This window comes from Streptomyces brevispora (assembly GCF_007829885.1).
Taxonomy (GTDB): domain Bacteria; phylum Actinomycetota; class Actinomycetes; order Streptomycetales; family Streptomycetaceae; genus Streptomyces; species Streptomyces brevispora.
On the sequence record NZ_VIWW01000001.1, the window covers coordinates 4,654,025 to 4,671,413 of the forward strand.

The following is a 17,389-nucleotide window of genomic DNA, read 5'->3' on the forward strand; positions in this document are numbered from 1 at the left end:
ACGAAAGTAGTGGCACGGCAGAGGAACTGCCGCCACCGAGGCCCAACGGGCCCTCGTCACCAGGGGGAATCGCATGTACGAGCTGGAGCTCCACAAGATCAGGCACGCCGAACTGATCCGCCGCGCCGACAACCAGCGGCTCATCCGGGAGGCACGCCGTGCCGGCCGGGCCGTCCGCAGGTCGGCACGCAAGGAGCGCGAGAGGATGGTGAACGCGGCCAGGGAACGGGAACGGTTCACGCACGCCGCGTAAGGGCCGAAGGACGATGCCTGTCCAGCTTCCCGGCTCCGCGATGTCGGACCCGTGTGCGATGCTCGGCGTCGTGGAGACCAGGTCAGTCAGTCCCGTGTTCGTCGGCCGCGCAGGCGAACTCACCTCGCTCACCGATGCGCTCGCCCGTGCCACCGCGGAAGGCACCGGCCCGGCCCGCGGCTCCGGCGGAGAGCCGCAGGCGCTGCTCATCGGTGGCGAGGCGGGCGTGGGCAAGACCCGGCTGGTCGAGGAGTTCCTCGCGGTGGCGGCCCGCCGCGAGGCCGTCGTCGCCGTGGGTGGCTGCGTGGAGATCGGCGCCGACGGTCTGCCGTACGCCCCCTTCTCCACGGCCCTGCGCGCCCTGCGCCGCGTCCTGCCCGACGAGATGGCCGCGGCCTGCGCGGGGCAGGAGGGCGAACTGGCCCGGCTGCTTCCCGAACTCGGCGAGCCCGGCCGGGACTCGGCCGACGAGCACGGCACCGCCCGGCTCTTCGAGCTCACCGTCAGGCTGCTGGAGCGCATCTCCGCGGAGCGCGCGGTCGTGCTCGTCCTGGAGGACCTGCACTGGGCCGACGCCTCCACCCGGCACCTCCTCGCCTACCTGTTCCGTACGCTGCGCAGCGGCCGCCTCGTCGTGGTCGGCACCTACCGGGCCGACGACATCCACCGCCGGCACCCCCTGCGCCCGCTCCTGGCCGAACTGGACCGGGTCCGGACCGTCCGCCGCATCGAGCTCGCCCGCTTCAACCGGGCCGAGGTCCGCCGGCAGCTCGCCGGCATCCTCGCGGGAACCCCCGAACCGGCCCTGGTGGACGAGATATTCGAGCGCTCCGACGGCAACGCCTTCTTCGTCGAGGAGCTCGCCTGCAGCCTGGAGTGCGGCGACGGGGCCGGAGTCCCCGACTCGCTGCGCGATCTCCTCCTGGTCCGGGTCGAGGCGCTCTCCGACGACGCCCAGAAAGTCGCCCGGATCGTGGCCGAGGGCGGCTCCGCCGTCGAGTACGAACTGCTGGCCGCCGTCGCCGGCCTCACCGAGGACGACCTCATCGAAGCCCTGCGGGGAGCGGTCGGCGCCAACCTGCTGCTCACCACCCCGGAGGGCAACGGCTACCGCTTCCGGCACTCCCTGGTCCGCGAGGCCGTCAGCGACGACCTGCTGCCGGGCGAACGCTCCCGGCTCAACCGCCGTTACGCCGAGGCCCTGGAGACCGACCCCACCCTCGTCCGCGACGGGGAACGCGCCACCCGCCTGGCCAGCTACTGGTACGGCGCGCACGACGCCGCCAAGGCCCTGCCCGCCGTGCTGAAGGCTTCCGTCGAAGCGCGCCACCGCAACGCCTACTCCGAGCAACTCAGGCTTCTGGAACGGGCGATGGAGCTGTGGGACGATGCTCCCGAAGCGATACGCGGCACCCTGCGCCCCATCGACTACGCCGAGGTCTACCCGGCCTGTGGCCGCGACAGCGCCACCCCCCTGAGCTATCTCGACCTGATGGCCGAGGCCACCGTCGCCGCCCGTTTCGGCGGGGACCGCGAACGGGCCCTCGCCATCTGCAAGAAGGCCCTGCGCATCCTGGAGAGCGGGGACGACGCCCTGCGCGCCGCCTGGTTCTGGGTCCAGCGCTCCCGACTGATCCAGGACCTCGCCCGGGGGGACGGCTGGGCGGAACTGGCCACCGCCGAGGAACTGGTCCGTGGACTGCCCCCCTCGGCCGTGCACGCGGACGTCCTGATGAGCGTGGCCGGCTGGGGCGCCCTGCACCGCCCCGGCGCCGACACCCTCGCCGCCGCCGACCGGGCCGTGGAGTACGCCCGGCTGGTCGGCGACGAGTACATCGAGCTGCACGCACGCCTCACCCGCGGCTGGCTGACCGCCGACGCCGGAGACGTCGACGAGGGCATCGCCGAGATGTATGCCGTCCGCGACCGGGCCGACGAGCTGTGCCTCATCGGCATCATGGGCCGCGCCAGCATCAACCTTCCCTCCACCCTCGAAGCCATGGGCCGTTCCCTGGAAGCCGTGGCCGCCGCCGACCACGGGATCGAGATCTGCCACAGCCACGGCATCGCCGACACGGAGGCCTGGGTCCGCACCAACCAGGCTATGTCCCTGTTCTCGCTCGGTCACTGGGACGAGGCCCTGGCCACCATCGAGGCCGCCGCCCGCAAGGCGCTGTCCCGCAAACCCCAGGGGCTGATCGCCGCCCGCCGCACCGAAGTGGCCCTGGCACGCGGAGACTTCTCCGAGGCCGAACGGCAACTCGCGCTCAACAAGCGGAGCTTCGGCTCCCGCGACCCACAACCCCAGCACTTCATCAACGCCGTGCGCCACACCATCACCCTCGCCGTGCAGCAGGGCCGCCTTCCCGAGGCCCGGACGGCCTTCGAGGCCCAGGCGGAGGTGGGCTTCCCGACCGGCACCCAGCGCTACGCCATGCCCCTGCTGCACGTCGTCGCGGCGGCCGAGGCCGATGCCCGCGGCCTGCCCGCCACCGAACCGGGCCGGCCGGCGAACCTCGCCCTGATCCGCACACACCTCAAGCGGCTGCCGATGGTCGTCCCCGTATGGGTGGCCTACGGTCTGCTCATCGATGCCGAACTGGCCCGCGCCGAAGGCCTCGACACCCCCGGGCACTGGTCCCGCGCCGCACAGGCCTTCACCCCGCTGCACCGTCCGTACGAACTGGCCCAGATCCGCCACCGCTGGGCCGAGGCCCTGCTCGTGGCCTCCGGCGACCGGCCCACGGCCACCGTCCTGCTGCGCGAGGCATACGGCACCGCCCGGCAGCTCGGCGCCCGCCCGCTGGCCGAGACCATCGAGCTGCTGGCAGGACGCGCCCGCATCGCTCTGACGGCCCCCGACGAGCCGCACACCCCCGGCTCCGGCCCCGAGATCCTGGTGGCTGTCACGGTCCCGGACGGCGACGGCGCCACCGGCGAGCGGACCGGCCGGGACCACTCCGAGGAGCAGCTGCGGGCCGTGGTCGCCGCCGCTGTGGAGTCCTTCGGGCTGACCCGGCGCGAACAGGACGTGCACCGGCTCGTCGCCGAGGGCCACACCAACCGCAGGATCGCCGAGGAGCTCTACATCTCGCCCAAGACCGTGAGCGTGCACGTCTCCAACATCCTGGCCAAGCTCGGTGTGGCCGGCCGGGGCGAGGCCGCCGCGCTCGCGCACCGGCTGCGTCTCTACCGCACGCCGACGGGTTCCTGAGGGCTGTCCCGCGGTCCCCGGCGGGCGGGACAGGCCTCAGAGCCTCTCGCCGCGCTCGCCGGCGGCCCCGCCGGACTCGGGGTCCCCGGGCCCTGGTTCACCGGGGCCCGTGTGCTCGGGTTCTCCGTCCCCGGCGTCCGGTCGGCGGACCACCACCCTGCCCGAGGTGAGGTCTATCGGGCCGCGCGCCGGGTCGCCGATGCCGAGATCCACCCGGCTCAGCTCCAGCCGCCGCTGTTCCTCGGCAGCGTGCTTGCGGCCCGGTGCGAAGAGTTCCTCGAAGAAGTTGAACACCGGCCGCGCACCCTTCCGCCTGCTGTAGCCGCTACCGCACCTCAAGCACCAGGATCTTGTCGTCTCCCGGCTTCGGGGTGCCACGGGTGTCCGTCTCGCTCGTGACGAGATAGAGCTTGTCGCCGTCGGCCGCGAGCACGGTGCGCAAACGGCCGTACTTCCCCTTCAGGAACGACTGCGGGGCCGCCAGAGGTTCCCTGTCCGCCGTACCGGACAGCGGAATCCGCCAGAGCCGCTCACCGCGCAGAGCGGCCATCCAGATGGAACCCTTGGCGAAAGCGATGCCGCTCGGGGACGCCTCGGACGGCTTCCACTGTGCCACGGGATCACGGAACCCCGCCTTGCCCGCCTTGCCCTCGACCTCCGGCCAGCCATAGTTTCCGCCCGGCACGATCAGGTTGAGCTCGTCCCAGGTGTCCTGGCCGAATTCGGACGCCCACAGCCGCTTGTGGTTGTCCCAGGCCAGCCCCTCCACATCGCGGTGACCGTACGAATACACCACGGAGTCGGCCTGCGGATTGCCGTGCAGCGGCTCGCCGTCCGGCGTCATCCGCAGGATCTTGCCGGCCAGGGACTTCTTGTCCTGCGCGAGGCCGCGATCCCCTGTCTCGCCGGTCCCCGCGTACAGCATGTGGTCCGGGCCGAAGGCGATCCGCCCGCCGTTGTGGATGGAGCCCTTCGGGATGCCCCGCAGAATCGTGTCGGGAGCGCCCAGCAACTGACCGGTCGTCGTCCCCTTCTCGTCGTAGAGCATGCGGGCGATGCGATTGTCCGAGGCCGTGGTGAAGTACGCGTACACCAGGTGGTCCGTGCCGAAGGCGGGAGAGACCGCGATCCCCAGCAGCCCGCCCTCCCCGGCGGGAGCCACGCCGGGCACGGCGCCCAGCAGCGTCTTCTTCCCGCTCTTCGCGTCGACCCTGGTGATCGTGCCCTTGTCGCGCGAGGACACCAGCAGGTCACCGTCCGGCAGGGCCGCGAGGCCCCACGGCGAGTCGAGCCCCTCGGTCAGGGTCGACACCACCTTCACCGAGCCCTTCGCGGGCGGCGGATCGGCCATGGGACGCGAGGCGGACGGCGAGGCCGCCGGGCTCGACCGGGCCGTCGGGGACCCGGCCGGTGATCCCGTCCCCTGGCCCACCGTGCCCTCCACCCCCTCCGGTGAGGAGCACCCCGCGGCGAGCATCAGGGCACCCACCGCCAGTGCGGCCACCGCTCCGCGCCGTGCTCCCGCCCCCGTACGCCTCCGCGCAACGCGACGACTCCCATGACGCGTCGTATGACGCCCCGCCGGGTCCTGCCCAGATCCGAACACCGCACCGATCCCTTCGACGGCCGCCTGTCCACTGTTCTTACACCGCGGCCCGGCCCGAGGTTCCCACCGACCGCCGACTTTCTTGGTCAGCGGTCAGCGGTCAGTGGTCAGCGGTCAGCGGTCGGTGACCGGTGACCACCGCCCGCCCGTGCCGCGCCCGCCCGTACCCCCGTGCTCAGTCCCACGACTCCCGCGCCGGCGGCAACCGGTCGATCTCCGTCAGGTCCCGCGCCGTCAGCTCCAGCCCGGCCGCCCCCGCGTTCTCCACCGCCCACCGCTCCTGCTTGGTCCCCGGCACCGGAACCACCTGTGGCCCCTGCCGCAGCGCCCAGGCCAGCGCCACCTGCGCGGGCGTCGCCCCGTGCCGTTCGGCGACCCGTCGCAGCCCCACCACCACCGGCTGGTTCGCCGCCATCATCTCGGCGGTGAACCGGGGATGCCTGGCCCGCAGATCGTCCGGCTCGAAGCCCTGCCCCGGAGTGAGCGTCCCCGTCAGATAGCCGTTGCCCAGCGGCATCGCCGCCAAAAATCCCACCCCCCGCGCCGCACACCACGGAAGCAGCGATTCCAGCGCCTGGGGGGACCACACCGAGAGCTCCGCCTGCACCGCGCTCACCGGAAAGACCTGCTGCATCCGTTCCAGCTGCCGGATCGTTCCGTCGTGCATCCGCGCGCCCGGCCGCCGCGGGGCCCGCGCCCCGATCGCGCACAGCCCGAGGGCCCGTACCTTCCCCGCGGCCACCAGCTCCGCCATCGCGCCCCAGGTCTCCTCCACGGGCACCTCGGGGTCGGCCCGGTGCAGCTGGTACAGATCGATCACATCGGTCTGCAGACGGCGCAGCGAGGCGTCGCAGGCCCGCCGCACATAGCCGGGCCGGCCATTGGCCACGATGTGCTGATCGACCACCAGCAGACCGCACTTGGTGGAGACGAAGGCCTCCGCGCGGCGCCCCTTCAGCGCCCGTCCCACCAGCAGCTCATTGGTGAACGGGCCGTACATGTCGGCCGTGTCGATCAATTGGACGCCCGCGTCGAGCGCCGCCTGCACCGCGCGCAGGGCGTGATCGCCACGCTGCTGCGAGGCGGCGTACGCCCAGCTCATCGGCATGCAGCCGAGACCGACCGCGCCCACGGCCAGCGCCGCCGCACCGAGACTCCTGCGCTCCAACTCCCCGAACCCCCCCTCGGCCCCGTCTGCACGGGCCCACTCCGCACCCACAAACTAACCTCTGCTCCCCGCACGCCTTCGCATAGCCTCCTGACCATGACTTCCACCACGAATTCCACCGCGGCCCCCGACGTATGGCTGCCCCTCGCGGCCGATGAGATCGAAGGGCTCCCCGAGGGTCTCAACTACCGTTTCTGGGACGGCGCGCAGGACTACCCCGCCGACCCCGCGGACTGTGCCTTCTATGTCGTTCCGTACATGAAGGGCCCAAAGGTCGCGGTCCGTCCGCTCGACGGGATGACCTCGGTGCGGGTCGTGCAGACGCTCTCCGCGGGCATCGACCATGTCGAGCCGGGGCTCGGCCGGCTGCCCGCCGGGGTGCGGCTGTGCAACGCCAAGGGGGTCCACGAGGCGTCCACGGCCGAGCTGGCCCTCGCCCTGGTCCTCGCCTCCCTGCGCGGGCTCCCCGGGTTCGTGCGCGGCCAGGACGACGAGGAGTGGCGGTCCGGCTTCTACCCGGCGCTCGCCGACAAGTCCGTGCTGATCGTGGGATACGGATCGATCGGCTCCGCCGTAGAGGACCGGCTCGCGCCCTTCGAGTGCGCGCGGGTGGCGCGCGTCGCACGCTCCGCCCGGACAACCGCACGCGGGCCCGTACATACGCTCGACGACCTGCCCGCACTGTTGCCCGAAGCCGACATAGTGATCCTGTCCACCCCGCTGAACCCCTCCACGCAAGGGCTGGTGGACGCGGAATTCCTCGCGGCGATGCCGGACGGGGCGCTGCTGGTGAACGTCGCCCGCGGCGGTGTCGTCGACACGAAGGCCCTGCTGGCCGAACTCGAGTCCGGCCGGCTGCACGCCGCCCTCGACGTCACCGACCCGGAACCGCTCCCTGCCGGCCATCCCCTCTGGCATGCTCCGAACGTCCTGATCACTCCGCATGTCGGCGGCAGCACCTCGGCGTTCCTGCCTCGTGCCAAGCGTCTGATCTCCGGACAGCTCAGCCGTTTCGCCGCGGGGGAGCCGGTCCACAACGTCGTGCGCACCACCGGCTGAACACGCTGCGAGCACGTTCCGCGGCACTCAGTGCCGACAACACCCCAGGTCGTCACGGAGAGTAGAGAAACTATGTCCCTGTGTGACGAGTCTGGTGTATCGTCCGAAAGGGAGGTTGCGCCGTGGAAGGGGCGGCGCCGGGGAGGAAGCCACACGCGAGGGGGCGACGGGCGATGTACGGCCGATGGGCGAATGATCCGGCACGGCAGGGCGGTCGAAGGCGGTCGGCGATGTGTTCGCTGCGCCGGCGCCGCAGCCGTCCGGAGATCTCGGGGACACCCCGGTGAGCGCCCCGGCGAGTACCCGAGGGGCGCTCCTGGCCCGGCAGTCGGCCGTCGGGAGGACGCCCGCGCTGTTCCCGCAGCTCGTCCTCGGCCTCGTCTGCACCGGATACGCGGTGGGCGCGGCCGTGGACTGGGGATCGCAGCGACTGGCGCTCTTCATGGGGGACTTCGGCCTCAGCGCCGCCGCCCTGGCCGCCGCCGTGTCCTGCTTCCTCTTCGCGCGTGCGGCGGACAACCGGTTCCGGCCGGCCTGGCTGCTGTTCTCGCTCTCCTCGCTGATGGCCGCCGGGGGCAACGCGGTCTGGGGCTGGTACGAGTTCGTGCGCGGACTCCCGGTGCCCAGCCCGTCCCTCGCCGACCTCTTCTACCTCTGCTTCGCGCCACCCGCCATCGTCGGACTGCTCGTCCTCGCCAAGCGCCCCGTCACCCGGGCCGGCTGGCTCTGCCTGGCACTCGACTCCTGGCTGATCGGCGGATCGCTCCTCACGCTCTCCTGGAGCCTCGCCCTCGCCCATACGGCACATCTGGCGGACGTCGAGGGCGCCAGCGTGGCCCGGGCGGCGCTCTCGCTGGCCTACCCGCTGCTCGACATCGTGCTGGTCTCCATGGTGCTCGCGCTCCACTTCCGGCGCTCCAACGTCAACCGCGCCGCGGTGAACACCGCCATCGCCGCCCTCGCCCTGACCGTCCTGTGCGACGCCCTGTTCACCTCGCCGCTGCTGCGCCAGTCGTACCATTCCGGCCAACTGCTCGACGCGGGCTGGTTCGCCGGTTCGCTGCTCCTCGCGTACGCCCCCTGGGGTGCGGGCGGTGAGGAGGACAACGCTGTCCAGGAGCCTCCGGAGCCGCATACCACCAGTCGCCCCATCGCCGGTTCGCTCGCCGCGCTGACGCCGTACCTCGCCGCCGCCGTCTGCACCCTGGGCATCCTCTACAACGTCATCGAGGGCCGCAGGGTGGACCGTGTCGTGGTCTTCACCGGGTGCACGGTGGTGCTCGCGCTGGTCGTCCGGCAGGGCATCATGCTCGTCGACAACATCGCGCTCACCCAGGAACTGGCCCAGAAGGAGAACCACTTCCGCTCCCTGGTGCAGGGTTCCAGCGATGTCATCATGATCGCCGCCCCGACCGGCATACTCCGCTACGTCAGCCCCGCCGCATCCGGTGTCTACGGGCGCGAGGCGGACGACCTCGTCGGCGCGGAGCTCGCCTCGATCATCCACCCCGAAGACCTCGGCCGGGTGGTGCACGAGGTGCGCCGGTTCCTTGCCGCTGCGCCGGCCGAGGAGCCCACCACCCGTATCGAGTGCCGCTTCAGGTCGGGCAGCGGTGAATGGCTGAACGTCGAGTCCACCGTCAACCGCCACCAGGGCGGGCTGATCCTCAACAGCCGCGACGTCACCGAACGGGTCCGGCTGCAGGCCCAGTTGCAGCACAACGCGGAGCACGACCCGCTCACCGACCTGCCCAACCGCGCGCTCTTCACCGACCGGGTCCGCCAGGCCCTCGGTGGCCGCCGGTCCGGTGACGTGGGCACCGCCGTGTTCTTCATCGACCTGGACGGCTTCAAGGCGGCCAACGACCGGCTCGGCCACCAGGCGGGCGACGAACTCCTCATCCAGGCCGCCCGCCGTCTCCAGGACTCCGTACGGGCGGGGGACACCGCCGCCCGGCTCGGCGGTGACGAGTTCGCCGCCCTCATCGTCGGTGACGGCAGCCGCGAGCAGACCTCCCGCGAATACCAGGTCCACGAGATCGCCGACCGGCTGCGCCTCACGCTCTCCCAGCCCTACCGCATCGGCGCCGGTGAGGTCCGGGTCACCGCCTCCATCGGCGTCGCCTTCGCCGAGCCGGCCATCACTCCCAACGACCTCATGCGCAACGCCGACCTCGCCATGTACCGGGCCAAGGCGGGCGGCAAGGACCGTGTCGAGCTGTACGCCCCGCAGATGCAGGCCGAAGTGGTACGCCGCTCCGAGCTCGCTGCCCGGCTGCGCACCGCCCTGCGGGACGGCGAGTTCGCCCTCCTGCACCAGCCCGTGGTGCATCTGGCCAGTGGTGCGGTCGCCGCCGTCGCGGCACAGGCCCGCTGGCGCTCCGCCCAGGGCATCCTGTTCACCCCCGCCGAGTTCCTCCGCGTCGCCGAGGACAGCGACCGCACCGCCGAACTGGGCCGCTGGCTCCTGGAGGAGGCCGTCGAGCAGGCCGCCGACCGGACCAATGCCGGGCATCAGGTCTCCGTCGCCGTCCGGCTCTCCGCCCGCCGCCTCCTCGAAAAGGGGAGGCCGTTCGGCACCGTCGAGGCGCTGCTCACCCGCTACGGGCTGCCGTCGGGCGCGCTGATGATCGAAGTCTCCGACAGCGACCCCAGGGTCTCCTTCGACGAACTCGAACAGCGGCTGGTGGCCCTGCGCCGGCTCGGCGTGCGTATCGCGCTCGACGGCTTCGGCAGCGGATACGCCGCGATAAACGCCCTGCGCAGGCTCCCCATCGACGTACTGAAGCTGGATCGCGGTCTGGTCGAGGGCGTCGTCGAGTCCGCCCGGCTGCACAAGATCACCAGCGGGCTGCTGCGGATCGCGTGCGACCTGGGCATGCAGTCCGTGGCCGACGGCGTCGACGTACCGGAACAGGTCCTCGCCCTGCGCGCCATGGGCTGTACGCACGGCCAGGGCATGGCCTTCTCCGGGCCGCTGGACGAGTACCGGCTGCGCCGCGCCCTGGTGCGCGGCGAGTTCCCGGTGCCCGGCAGCCCGGCCGTTCAGCCGGTCCTGGCGGGCGGCTCGATCCCGCTCCTCACCGGCTCACATACTGAGACGCCCATCCCACCCACTTGACACTGCGAGTGCGTCGGAGAGAGGGTCAATGCCATGCGCACCCGAATTCTCGTACTTGGAAAGCGCGTCGGCTGAAGCAGGGTCCATCGATGGCACTCTGCAGACCGCACCGGCGCGCTCCCCTCGCTTGCCTCACGGCACGAGGGGTTTTTTGTTGCACCGGTACCACGCAAAACGTCGTAAAACACTCGCAAAAATCCTCAGCTTCGAGAAGAGAATGCCGATGACCGAGCAGGCCACCGGGGCCCACCATCCCCAGCCGCGGGCCCGTACCGGCGGATCGTCCTCCGCCGCCGTTGAGCACCTCACGGGCGCGCAGTCCCTCATCCGCTCTCTCGAGGAAGTCGGGGCCGACACGGTATTCGGCATTCCCGGCGGCTGCATCCTTCCGGCGTACGACCCGATGATGGACTCCACCCGGGTCCGTCATGTTCTGGTCCGCCACGAGCAGGGTGCCGGTCACGCAGCCACCGGCTATGCGCAGGCCACCGGCAAGGTCGGTGTCTGCATGGCGACCAGCGGCCCCGGCGCCACCAACCTCGTCACCCCGATCGGTGACGCGCACATGGACTCCGTGCCGCTGGTCGCGATCACCGGTCAGGTGACCTCGAAGTCCATCGGTACGGACGCCTTCCAGGAAGCCGACATCTGCGGCATCACCATGCCGATCACGAAGCACAACTTCCTGGTCACCCGCGCCGAGGACATCGCGCACACGATCGCCGAGGCCTTCCACATCGCCTCCACCGGCCGTCCGGGACCCGTCCTCGTCGACATCGCGAAGGACGCCCTCCAGGCGAAGACCACGTTCTCCTGGCCGCCGCATCTGGACCTGCCCGGCTACCGCCCGGTCACCAAGCCGCACGCCAAGCAGATCCGCGAGGCCGCCAAGCTCATCACCCAGGCCAAGCGCCCGGTGCTGTATGTGGGCGGCGGCGTCCTGAAGGCCGGAGCCACCGCGGAACTGAAGGTCCTGGCCGAACTCACCGGAGCGCCCGTCACCACCACGCTGATGGCGCTCGGCTCGTTCCCCGACAGCCACCCGCTGCACGTGGGAATGCCCGGCATGCACGGCTCGGTCACCGCCGTCACCGCGCTGCAGAAGGCCGACCTGATCGTCGCGCTCGGCGCCCGGTTCGACGACCGGGTCACCGGCAAGCTGGACAGCTTCGCCCCCTACGCCAAGATCGTGCACGCCGACATCGACCCGGCGGAGATCGGCAAGAACCGCGCCGCCGACGTGCCGATCGTCGGGGACGCCCGCGAGGTCATCGCCGACCTCGTGCAGGCGGTCCAGGCCGAGCACACCGAGGGCCACACCGGCGACTACGCGGCCTGGTGGAAGGACCTCAACCGCTGGCGCGAGACCTACCCGGTCGGCTACGACCTGCCGGAGGACGGCAGCCTCTCGCCGCAGCAGGTCATCCAGCGCATCGGCGAACTCGCCCCCGAGGGAACGATCTTCACGGCGGGCGTCGGCCAGCACCAGATGTGGGCCTCGCACTTCATCCAGTACGAGAAGCCCGCCACGTGGCTGAACTCGGGCGGTGCCGGGACGATGGGCTACGCGGTCCCGGCCGCGATGGGTGCCAAGGCCGGTGTGCCGGACCGCACGGTCTGGGCGATCGACGGCGACGGCTGCTTCCAGATGACCAATCAGGAGCTCACCACCTGCGCGCTCAACAACATCCCGATCAAGGTCGCGATCATCAACAACGGCGCGCTCGGGATGGTCCGCCAGTGGCAGACCCTCTTCTACAACCAGCGCTACTCCAACACCGTGCTGCACTCCGGAGCCGACACGGACGGCGTCCCGGCGAAGGGCACCCGGGTGCCCGACTTCGTCAAGCTGTCCGAGGCCATGGGCTGTTACGCGATCCGCTGCGAGGACCCGGCCGACCTGGACAAGGTCATCGCCGAGGCCAACTCGATCAACGACCGCCCGGTCGTCGTCGACTTCATCGTCCACGAGGACGCCATGGTGTGGCCGATGGTCGCCGCCGGCACCTCCAACGACGAGGTCATGGCAGCCCGCGGTGTCCGCCCCGACTTCGGCGACAACGAAGACGACTGAGAGACAGAGAGACCGACCTCCATGTCCACCAAGCACACGCTCTCCGTCCTGGTCGAGAACAAGCCCGGTGTCCTCGCCCGGATCACCGCCCTGTTCTCCCGCCGCGGCTTCAACATCGACTCGCTCGCGGTCGGTACCACCGAACATCCCGACATCTCCCGCATCACCATTGTGGTGAATGTCGAGGGCCTGCCTCTGGAGCAGGTGACCAAGCAGCTCAACAAGCTGGTCAACGTCCTGAAGATCGTCGAACTCGAGCCCGCCGCTGCGATCCAGCGTGAGCTCGTCCTGGTGAAGGTCCGCGCCGACAGCGAGACCCGGTCCCAGATCGTCGAGATCGTCCAGTTGTTCCGCGCCAAGACCGTGGACGTCTCCCCGGAGGCCGTCACGATCGAGGCCACCGGCGGCGCCGACAAGCTGGAGGCGATGCTCAAGATGCTGGAGCAGTACGGCATCAAGGAGCTCGTCCAGTCCGGCACCATCGCCATAGGACGTGGCGCGCGTTCGATCACCGACCGGTCCCTGCGCGCCCTCGACCGCACGGCGTAGCCACATGACCCGGGGCAGGCCGCCCCGGGCCCCCGGCTCGCCGCTCGTATGGCGAGACCCGAAAACGTAACTGACGCACCCCGCCGTACGGTGGGACGCAACACCTGCACACCAAGGAGAAGACCCAGTGGCCGAGCTGTTCTACGACGACGATGCCGACCTGTCCATCATCCAGGGCCGCAAGGTCGCGGTCCTGGGCTACGGCAGCCAGGGCCACGCCCACGCGCTGTCGCTGCGCGACTCGGGTGTCGACGTCCGTGTCGGTCTGCACGAGGGCTCCAAGTCCAAGGCCAAGGCCGAGGAGCAGGGTCTGCGCGTGGTGACCCCGGCCGAGGCGTCCGCCGAGGCCGACGTCATCATGATCCTCGTTCCGGACCCGATCCAGGCCCAGGTCTACGAGGAGTCCGTCAAGGACAACCTCAAGGACGGCGACGCGCTGTTCTTCGGCCACGGCCTGAACATCCGCTTCGGCTTCATCAAGCCGCCGGCCAACGTCGACGTCTGCATGGTCGCGCCCAAGGGCCCCGGCCACCTGGTCCGCCGTCAGTACGAGGAGGGCCGCGGCGTTCCGTGCATCGTGGCCGTCGAGCAGGACGCCACGGGCAAGGGCTTGGAGCTGGCCCTGTCGTACGCCAAGGGCATCGGCGGCACCCGTGCCGGCGTCATCAAGACGACGTTCACCGAGGAGACCGAGACCGACCTCTTCGGCGAGCAGGCTGTCCTCTGCGGTGGCACCGCCGCTCTGGTCAAGGCCGGTTTCGAGACGCTGACCGAGGCCGGTTACCAGCCGGAGATCGCGTACTTCGAGTGCCTCCACGAGCTGAAGCTCATCGTCGACCTCATGTACGAGGGCGGCCTGGAGAAGATGCGCTGGTCCATCTCGGAGACCGCCGAGTGGGGCGACTACGTCACCGGCCCGCGCATCATCACCGACGCCACCAAGGCCGAGATGAAGAAGGTCCTCGCCGAGATCCAGGACGGCACCTTCGCCAAGGCCTGGATGGCGGAGTACCACAACGGTCTGCCCAAGTACAACGAGTACAAGAAGGCCGACAGCGACCACCTGCTGGAGACCACCGGCCGTGAGCTGCGCAAGCTCATGAGCTGGGTCAACGACGACGACGCGTAACACCGATGCCCCAGGGGCGGGTCCCCGGACCCGCCCCTGAGACGTCAGCCCTGCTTCACCGCTGGAAGAGGCGGCGTCGTACGTGTGTACAAGTCGTCCAGCCCCATGCGGGTGATCCTTCCAACGGGGCACAGTGTGCGTCCCCGCGCATGACTACACTTCTCCACACATACACGCGTCAGGCCCACAGTGTCGTGCGTCTTCCACGCGGCAAGCCCCTCCACCGCCTGCGGCCGTCGGGACGGCCGTCCGCACTGGACCTGTGAGGACTCACGTGAGCTCGAAACCTGTCGTACTCATCGCTGAAGAGCTGTCGCCCGCCACGGTGGACGCCCTGGGCCCGGACTTCGAGATCCGGCACTGCAACGGCGCGGACCGCGCCGAGCTTCTCCCCGCGATCGCCGATGTCGACGCCATCCTGGTGCGCTCCGCCACCAAGGTCGACGCCGAGGCCATCGCCGCCGCGAAGAAGCTGAAGGTCGTCGCCCGCGCGGGCGTCGGTCTGGACAACGTCGATGTCTCCTCGGCCACCAAGGCCGGTGTGATGGTCGTGAACGCGCCGACCTCCAACATCGTCACCGCCGCCGAGCTGGCCTGCGGTCTGCTGGTCGCCACCGCGCGCAACATCCCCCAGGCCAACACCGCCCTCAAGAACGGCGAGTGGAAGCGCTCCAGGTACACCGGCGTCGAGCTGAGCGAGAAGACCCTCGGCGTCGTCGGCCTCGGCCGCATCGGCGTCCTGGTCGCCCAGCGCATGTCGGCCTTCGGCATGAAGATCGTCGCGTTCGACCCCTATGTGCAGCCCGCGCGTGCCGCGCAGATGGGCGTCAAGCTCCTCTCGCTGGACGAGCTGCTCGAGGTCTCCGACTTCATCACCGTGCACCTCCCCAAGACCCCGGAGACACTCGGCCTGATCGGCGACGAGGCGCTGCACAAGGTGAAGCCCTCGGTGCGGATCGTCAACGCCGCGCGCGGTGGCATCGTCGACGAGGAGGCGCTCGCCTCCGCCCTCAAGGAGGGCCGCGTCGCCGGCGCCGGCCTCGACGTGTACACCAAGGAGCCCTGCACGGACTCCCCGCTGTTCCAGTTCGACCAGGTCGTCTGCACCCCGCACCTCGGCGCCTCCACCGACGAGGCCCAGGAGAAGGCGGGCATCGCGGTCGCCAAGTCGGTGCGCCTCGCGCTGGCCGGTGAGCTCGTACCGGACGCGGTCAACGTCCAGGGCGGCGTTATCGCCGAGGACGTCCGTCCGGGCCTGCCGCTCGCCGAGAAGCTCGGCCGGATCTTCACCGCGCTCGCGGGCGAGGTCGCGGCCCGCCTCGACGTCGAGGTGTACGGCGAGATCACCCAGCACGACGTCAAGGTGCTCGAACTCTCCGCGCTCAAGGGTGTCTTCGAGGACGTGGTCGACGAGACCGTGTCGTACGTGAACGCACCGCTGTTCGCGCAGGAGCGCGGTGTCGAGGTCCGCCTCACCACCAGCTCCGAGTCGCCCGAGCACCGTAACGTGGTCACCGTCCGCGGCACGCTCGCGGGCGGCGAGGAGGTCGCGGTCTCCGGCACGCTGGCCGGTCCCAAGCACCTCCAGAAGATCGTCGCGATCGGCGACCACGACGTGGACCTGGCGCTCGCCGACCACATGGTCGTGCTGCGCTACCAGGACCGCCCCGGTGTCGTCGGCGCGGTCGGCAAGATCCTCGGCGAGGCCGGACTGAACATTGCCGGCATGCAGGTCTCGCGGGCCGATGTGGGTGGCGAGGCGCTGGTCGTCCTCACCGTCGACGACGACGTCCCGGCGTCGGTGCTGACCGATATCGCGGAGGAGATCGGCGCGGCCTCGGCCCGTTCGGTGAACCTGACCGACTGAGTCCCTCCCGCACCATCCGTACCCGGCATCTAGACGTGTGTCTTACACAGACGTTTGCGTGCCGGGTACGCTGCTGTCATGGGACATCGTGAGGATCTGCTCGAAGGCGCCAAGCGCTGCCTGCTGGAGAAGGGGTACGCCCGGACGACGGCACGCGACATCGTGGCCGCCTCCGGTACGAACCTCGCCTCCATCGGCTACCACTACGGTTCCAAGGAGGCCTTGCTCAACCTCGCCTTCATCAAGGTGACGGAGGAGTGGGGTGACTTGCTGACCGACGGGCCCGATGGGGGCGCCGCCGGTGAGGACGTGACCCGGGCGCCGCTCGACCAGTTCCGCGAGACCTGGGAGCGGGTGATCGGCAGCTATGAGCAGACCCGGTCGGTCTGGCAGCTCCAGATGGAGGTCATCTCCAGGATCGACACCGACCCCGAACTGCAGAAGGCCCTGGCCGGCCCGCAGCGTGAGGGCCGGAACGGGCTCGCCGAGAACATGCTGGGCATCGACCCGGAGACCGATCCCGAGAAGGCACGGGTGGCCGGACTGTTCTGCCAGGCGCTGCTCGCCGGTGTCATGGTCCAGTGGATGATGGACCGTGACTCGGCACCGTCGGCACAGGATCTGACGGACGGACTGAAAGTGGTCCTGGAGGGGCGGGGGCAGTAGCGGGGCATCGCCCGGGACCCGGAAGGCAGCTGCCCTCGCGCTCCGGTCACGTCAGCCTGGCCAGATCGTGGTTGAGTTCGATGACATTGACGCGTTCCTGACCCAGAAATCCGAGTACGCGTCCCTGGACGTGTCGGGCGACCAGTGTCCTGACCCTGGCGGGGGCGAGACGGCGGGCCCTCGCGACGCGGTCCACCTGTTCGTAGGCGTACGCCGGGGAGATCGCCGGGTCGAGCCCCGAGCCGCTGGCGGTGACGGCGTCCGGGGGGACGGACGCGGGCGGGACCCCGTCGAAGGCGGCGACGGCGGCGCGGCGCTCCCTGACGGTCCTGACCAGGTCGGTGTTGTTCGGGCCCAGGTTGGAGGCGCCGGAGACCGTGGGGTCGTAGCCGCCGGCGGACGGGCGGGGCTGGAACCACTTGGGGTCGGGGCGCGGTGTCTCCTTCTCGTCCCGGGGATTCCTCTTCGGCAGCAAGAAGTTCTGGCCGATCAGGCTGGAGCCCACCGGCGTGCCGTTCGTCGTCAGCAGGGAGCCGTTGGCCTGGCGGGGGAGACCGGCCTGGGAGATGCCGGTGACGAGCAGCGGATAGGCGATACCGGTGATCACGGTGAAGACCAGCAGTATCCGCAAGGCAGTCAGATGGTGCTGGAGTACGGGAGGGAGGTGGGTGCGCACCCTGGGA

The 17,389-nt window shown here is 70.5% G+C and carries 13 protein-coding genes; 9 read left to right on the forward strand and 4 right to left on the reverse strand.

The features are described 5' to 3' along the window. Positions 1-73 precede the first annotated feature (73 nt). Complete coding sequence (locus FHX80_RS21715; RefSeq protein WP_145765726.1) at positions 74-253, forward strand: hypothetical protein; 180 nt, start codon at positions 74-76, stop codon at positions 251-253. A gap of 13 nt (positions 254-266) precedes the next feature. After that, positions 267-3,467 carry a helix-turn-helix transcriptional regulator gene (locus FHX80_RS21720; RefSeq protein ID WP_411977495.1) on the forward strand — a complete coding sequence of 1,067 codons (3,201 nt, stop codon included), beginning with the start codon at positions 267-269 and terminating at the stop codon, positions 3,465-3,467. Positions 3,468-3,503: 36 nt separating this feature from the next. Here FHX80_RS21720 and FHX80_RS21725 read toward each other — a convergent pair whose 3' ends face one another. The 3 genes from FHX80_RS21725 to FHX80_RS21735 all read right to left on the reverse strand — a co-directional run bounded on the left by FHX80_RS21725 (position 3,504) and on the right by FHX80_RS21735 (position 6,241). Next, positions 3,504-3,761, reverse strand: coding sequence for a DUF6191 domain-containing protein (locus tag FHX80_RS21725; RefSeq protein WP_145765727.1), 258 nt, complete (start codon positions 3,759-3,761; stop codon positions 3,504-3,506). A gap of 31 nt (positions 3,762-3,792) precedes the next feature. Then, positions 3,793-4,971 carry a PQQ-dependent sugar dehydrogenase gene (locus FHX80_RS21730; protein ID WP_145765728.1) on the reverse strand — a complete coding sequence of 393 codons (1,179 nt, stop codon included), beginning with the start codon at positions 4,969-4,971 and terminating at the stop codon, positions 3,793-3,795. A gap of 277 nt (positions 4,972-5,248) precedes the next feature. Beyond that, positions 5,249-6,241, reverse strand: coding sequence for an aldo/keto reductase (locus FHX80_RS21735; RefSeq protein ID WP_145765729.1), 993 nt, complete (start codon positions 6,239-6,241; stop codon positions 5,249-5,251). Between the two features lie 96 nt (positions 6,242-6,337). On the opposite strand from FHX80_RS21735, the gene FHX80_RS21740 reads away from it, so the two are divergent. The 7 genes from FHX80_RS21740 (at position 6,338) to FHX80_RS21770 (ending at position 16,706) form a co-directional block, all read left to right on the forward strand. Then, the gene (locus tag FHX80_RS21740) at positions 6,338-7,300 is read left to right on the forward strand and encodes a 2-hydroxyacid dehydrogenase (protein WP_145765730.1); all 963 of its coding nucleotides are present in this window, start codon (positions 6,338-6,340) and stop codon (positions 7,298-7,300) included. A gap of 283 nt (positions 7,301-7,583) precedes the next feature. Beyond that, positions 7,584-10,421 carry a putative bifunctional diguanylate cyclase/phosphodiesterase gene (locus FHX80_RS21745; RefSeq protein WP_145765731.1) on the forward strand — a complete coding sequence of 946 codons (2,838 nt, stop codon included), beginning with the start codon at positions 7,584-7,586 and terminating at the stop codon, positions 10,419-10,421. A gap of 217 nt (positions 10,422-10,638) precedes the next feature. Beyond that, entirely contained in the window at positions 10,639-12,495 is a 1,857-nt protein-coding gene (locus FHX80_RS21750; RefSeq protein WP_145765732.1) for an acetolactate synthase large subunit, read from the forward strand. A gap of 21 nt (positions 12,496-12,516) precedes the next feature. Further along, positions 12,517-13,044, forward strand: coding sequence for an acetolactate synthase small subunit (ilvN, locus tag FHX80_RS21755; protein WP_073738667.1), 528 nt, complete (start codon positions 12,517-12,519; stop codon positions 13,042-13,044). 127 nt (positions 13,045-13,171) lie between these two features. After that, positions 13,172-14,173, forward strand: a complete 1,002-nt coding sequence (ilvC, locus tag FHX80_RS21760; RefSeq protein ID WP_145765733.1) for a ketol-acid reductoisomerase — start codon at positions 13,172-13,174, stop codon at positions 14,171-14,173. Between the two features lie 274 nt (positions 14,174-14,447). After that, on the forward strand, positions 14,448-16,040 hold the full coding sequence (serA, locus tag FHX80_RS21765) for a phosphoglycerate dehydrogenase (protein ID WP_145765734.1): 1,593 nt from the start codon (positions 14,448-14,450) through the stop codon (positions 16,038-16,040). A gap of 78 nt (positions 16,041-16,118) precedes the next feature. Further along, the gene (locus FHX80_RS21770) at positions 16,119-16,706 is read left to right on the forward strand and encodes a TetR/AcrR family transcriptional regulator (protein WP_145765735.1); all 588 of its coding nucleotides are present in this window, start codon (positions 16,119-16,121) and stop codon (positions 16,704-16,706) included. Positions 16,707-16,752: 46 nt separating this feature from the next. Here FHX80_RS21770 and kdpC read toward each other — a convergent pair whose 3' ends face one another. Next, positions 16,753-17,382, reverse strand: coding sequence for a potassium-transporting ATPase subunit KdpC (kdpC, locus tag FHX80_RS21775; RefSeq protein WP_167523590.1), 630 nt, complete (start codon positions 17,380-17,382; stop codon positions 16,753-16,755). Positions 17,383-17,389 lie beyond the last annotated feature (7 nt).

Coding starts and splice junctions, on each gene's coding strand:
- FHX80_RS21715 (WP_145765726.1), top strand. CDS start 74: ATGTACGAGCTGGAGCTCCACAAGATCAGGCACGCCGAACTGATCCGC.
- FHX80_RS21720 (WP_411977495.1), top strand. CDS start 267: ATGCCTGTCCAGCTTCCCGGCTCCGCGATGTCGGACCCGTGTGCGATG.
- FHX80_RS21740 (WP_145765730.1), top strand. CDS start 6,338: ATGACTTCCACCACGAATTCCACCGCGGCCCCCGACGTATGGCTGCCC.
- FHX80_RS21750 (WP_145765732.1), top strand. CDS start 10,639: ATGCCGATGACCGAGCAGGCCACCGGGGCCCACCATCCCCAGCCGCGG.
- ilvN (WP_073738667.1), top strand. CDS start 12,517: ATGTCCACCAAGCACACGCTCTCCGTCCTGGTCGAGAACAAGCCCGGT.
- FHX80_RS21770 (WP_145765735.1), top strand. CDS start 16,119: ATGGGACATCGTGAGGATCTGCTCGAAGGCGCCAAGCGCTGCCTGCTG.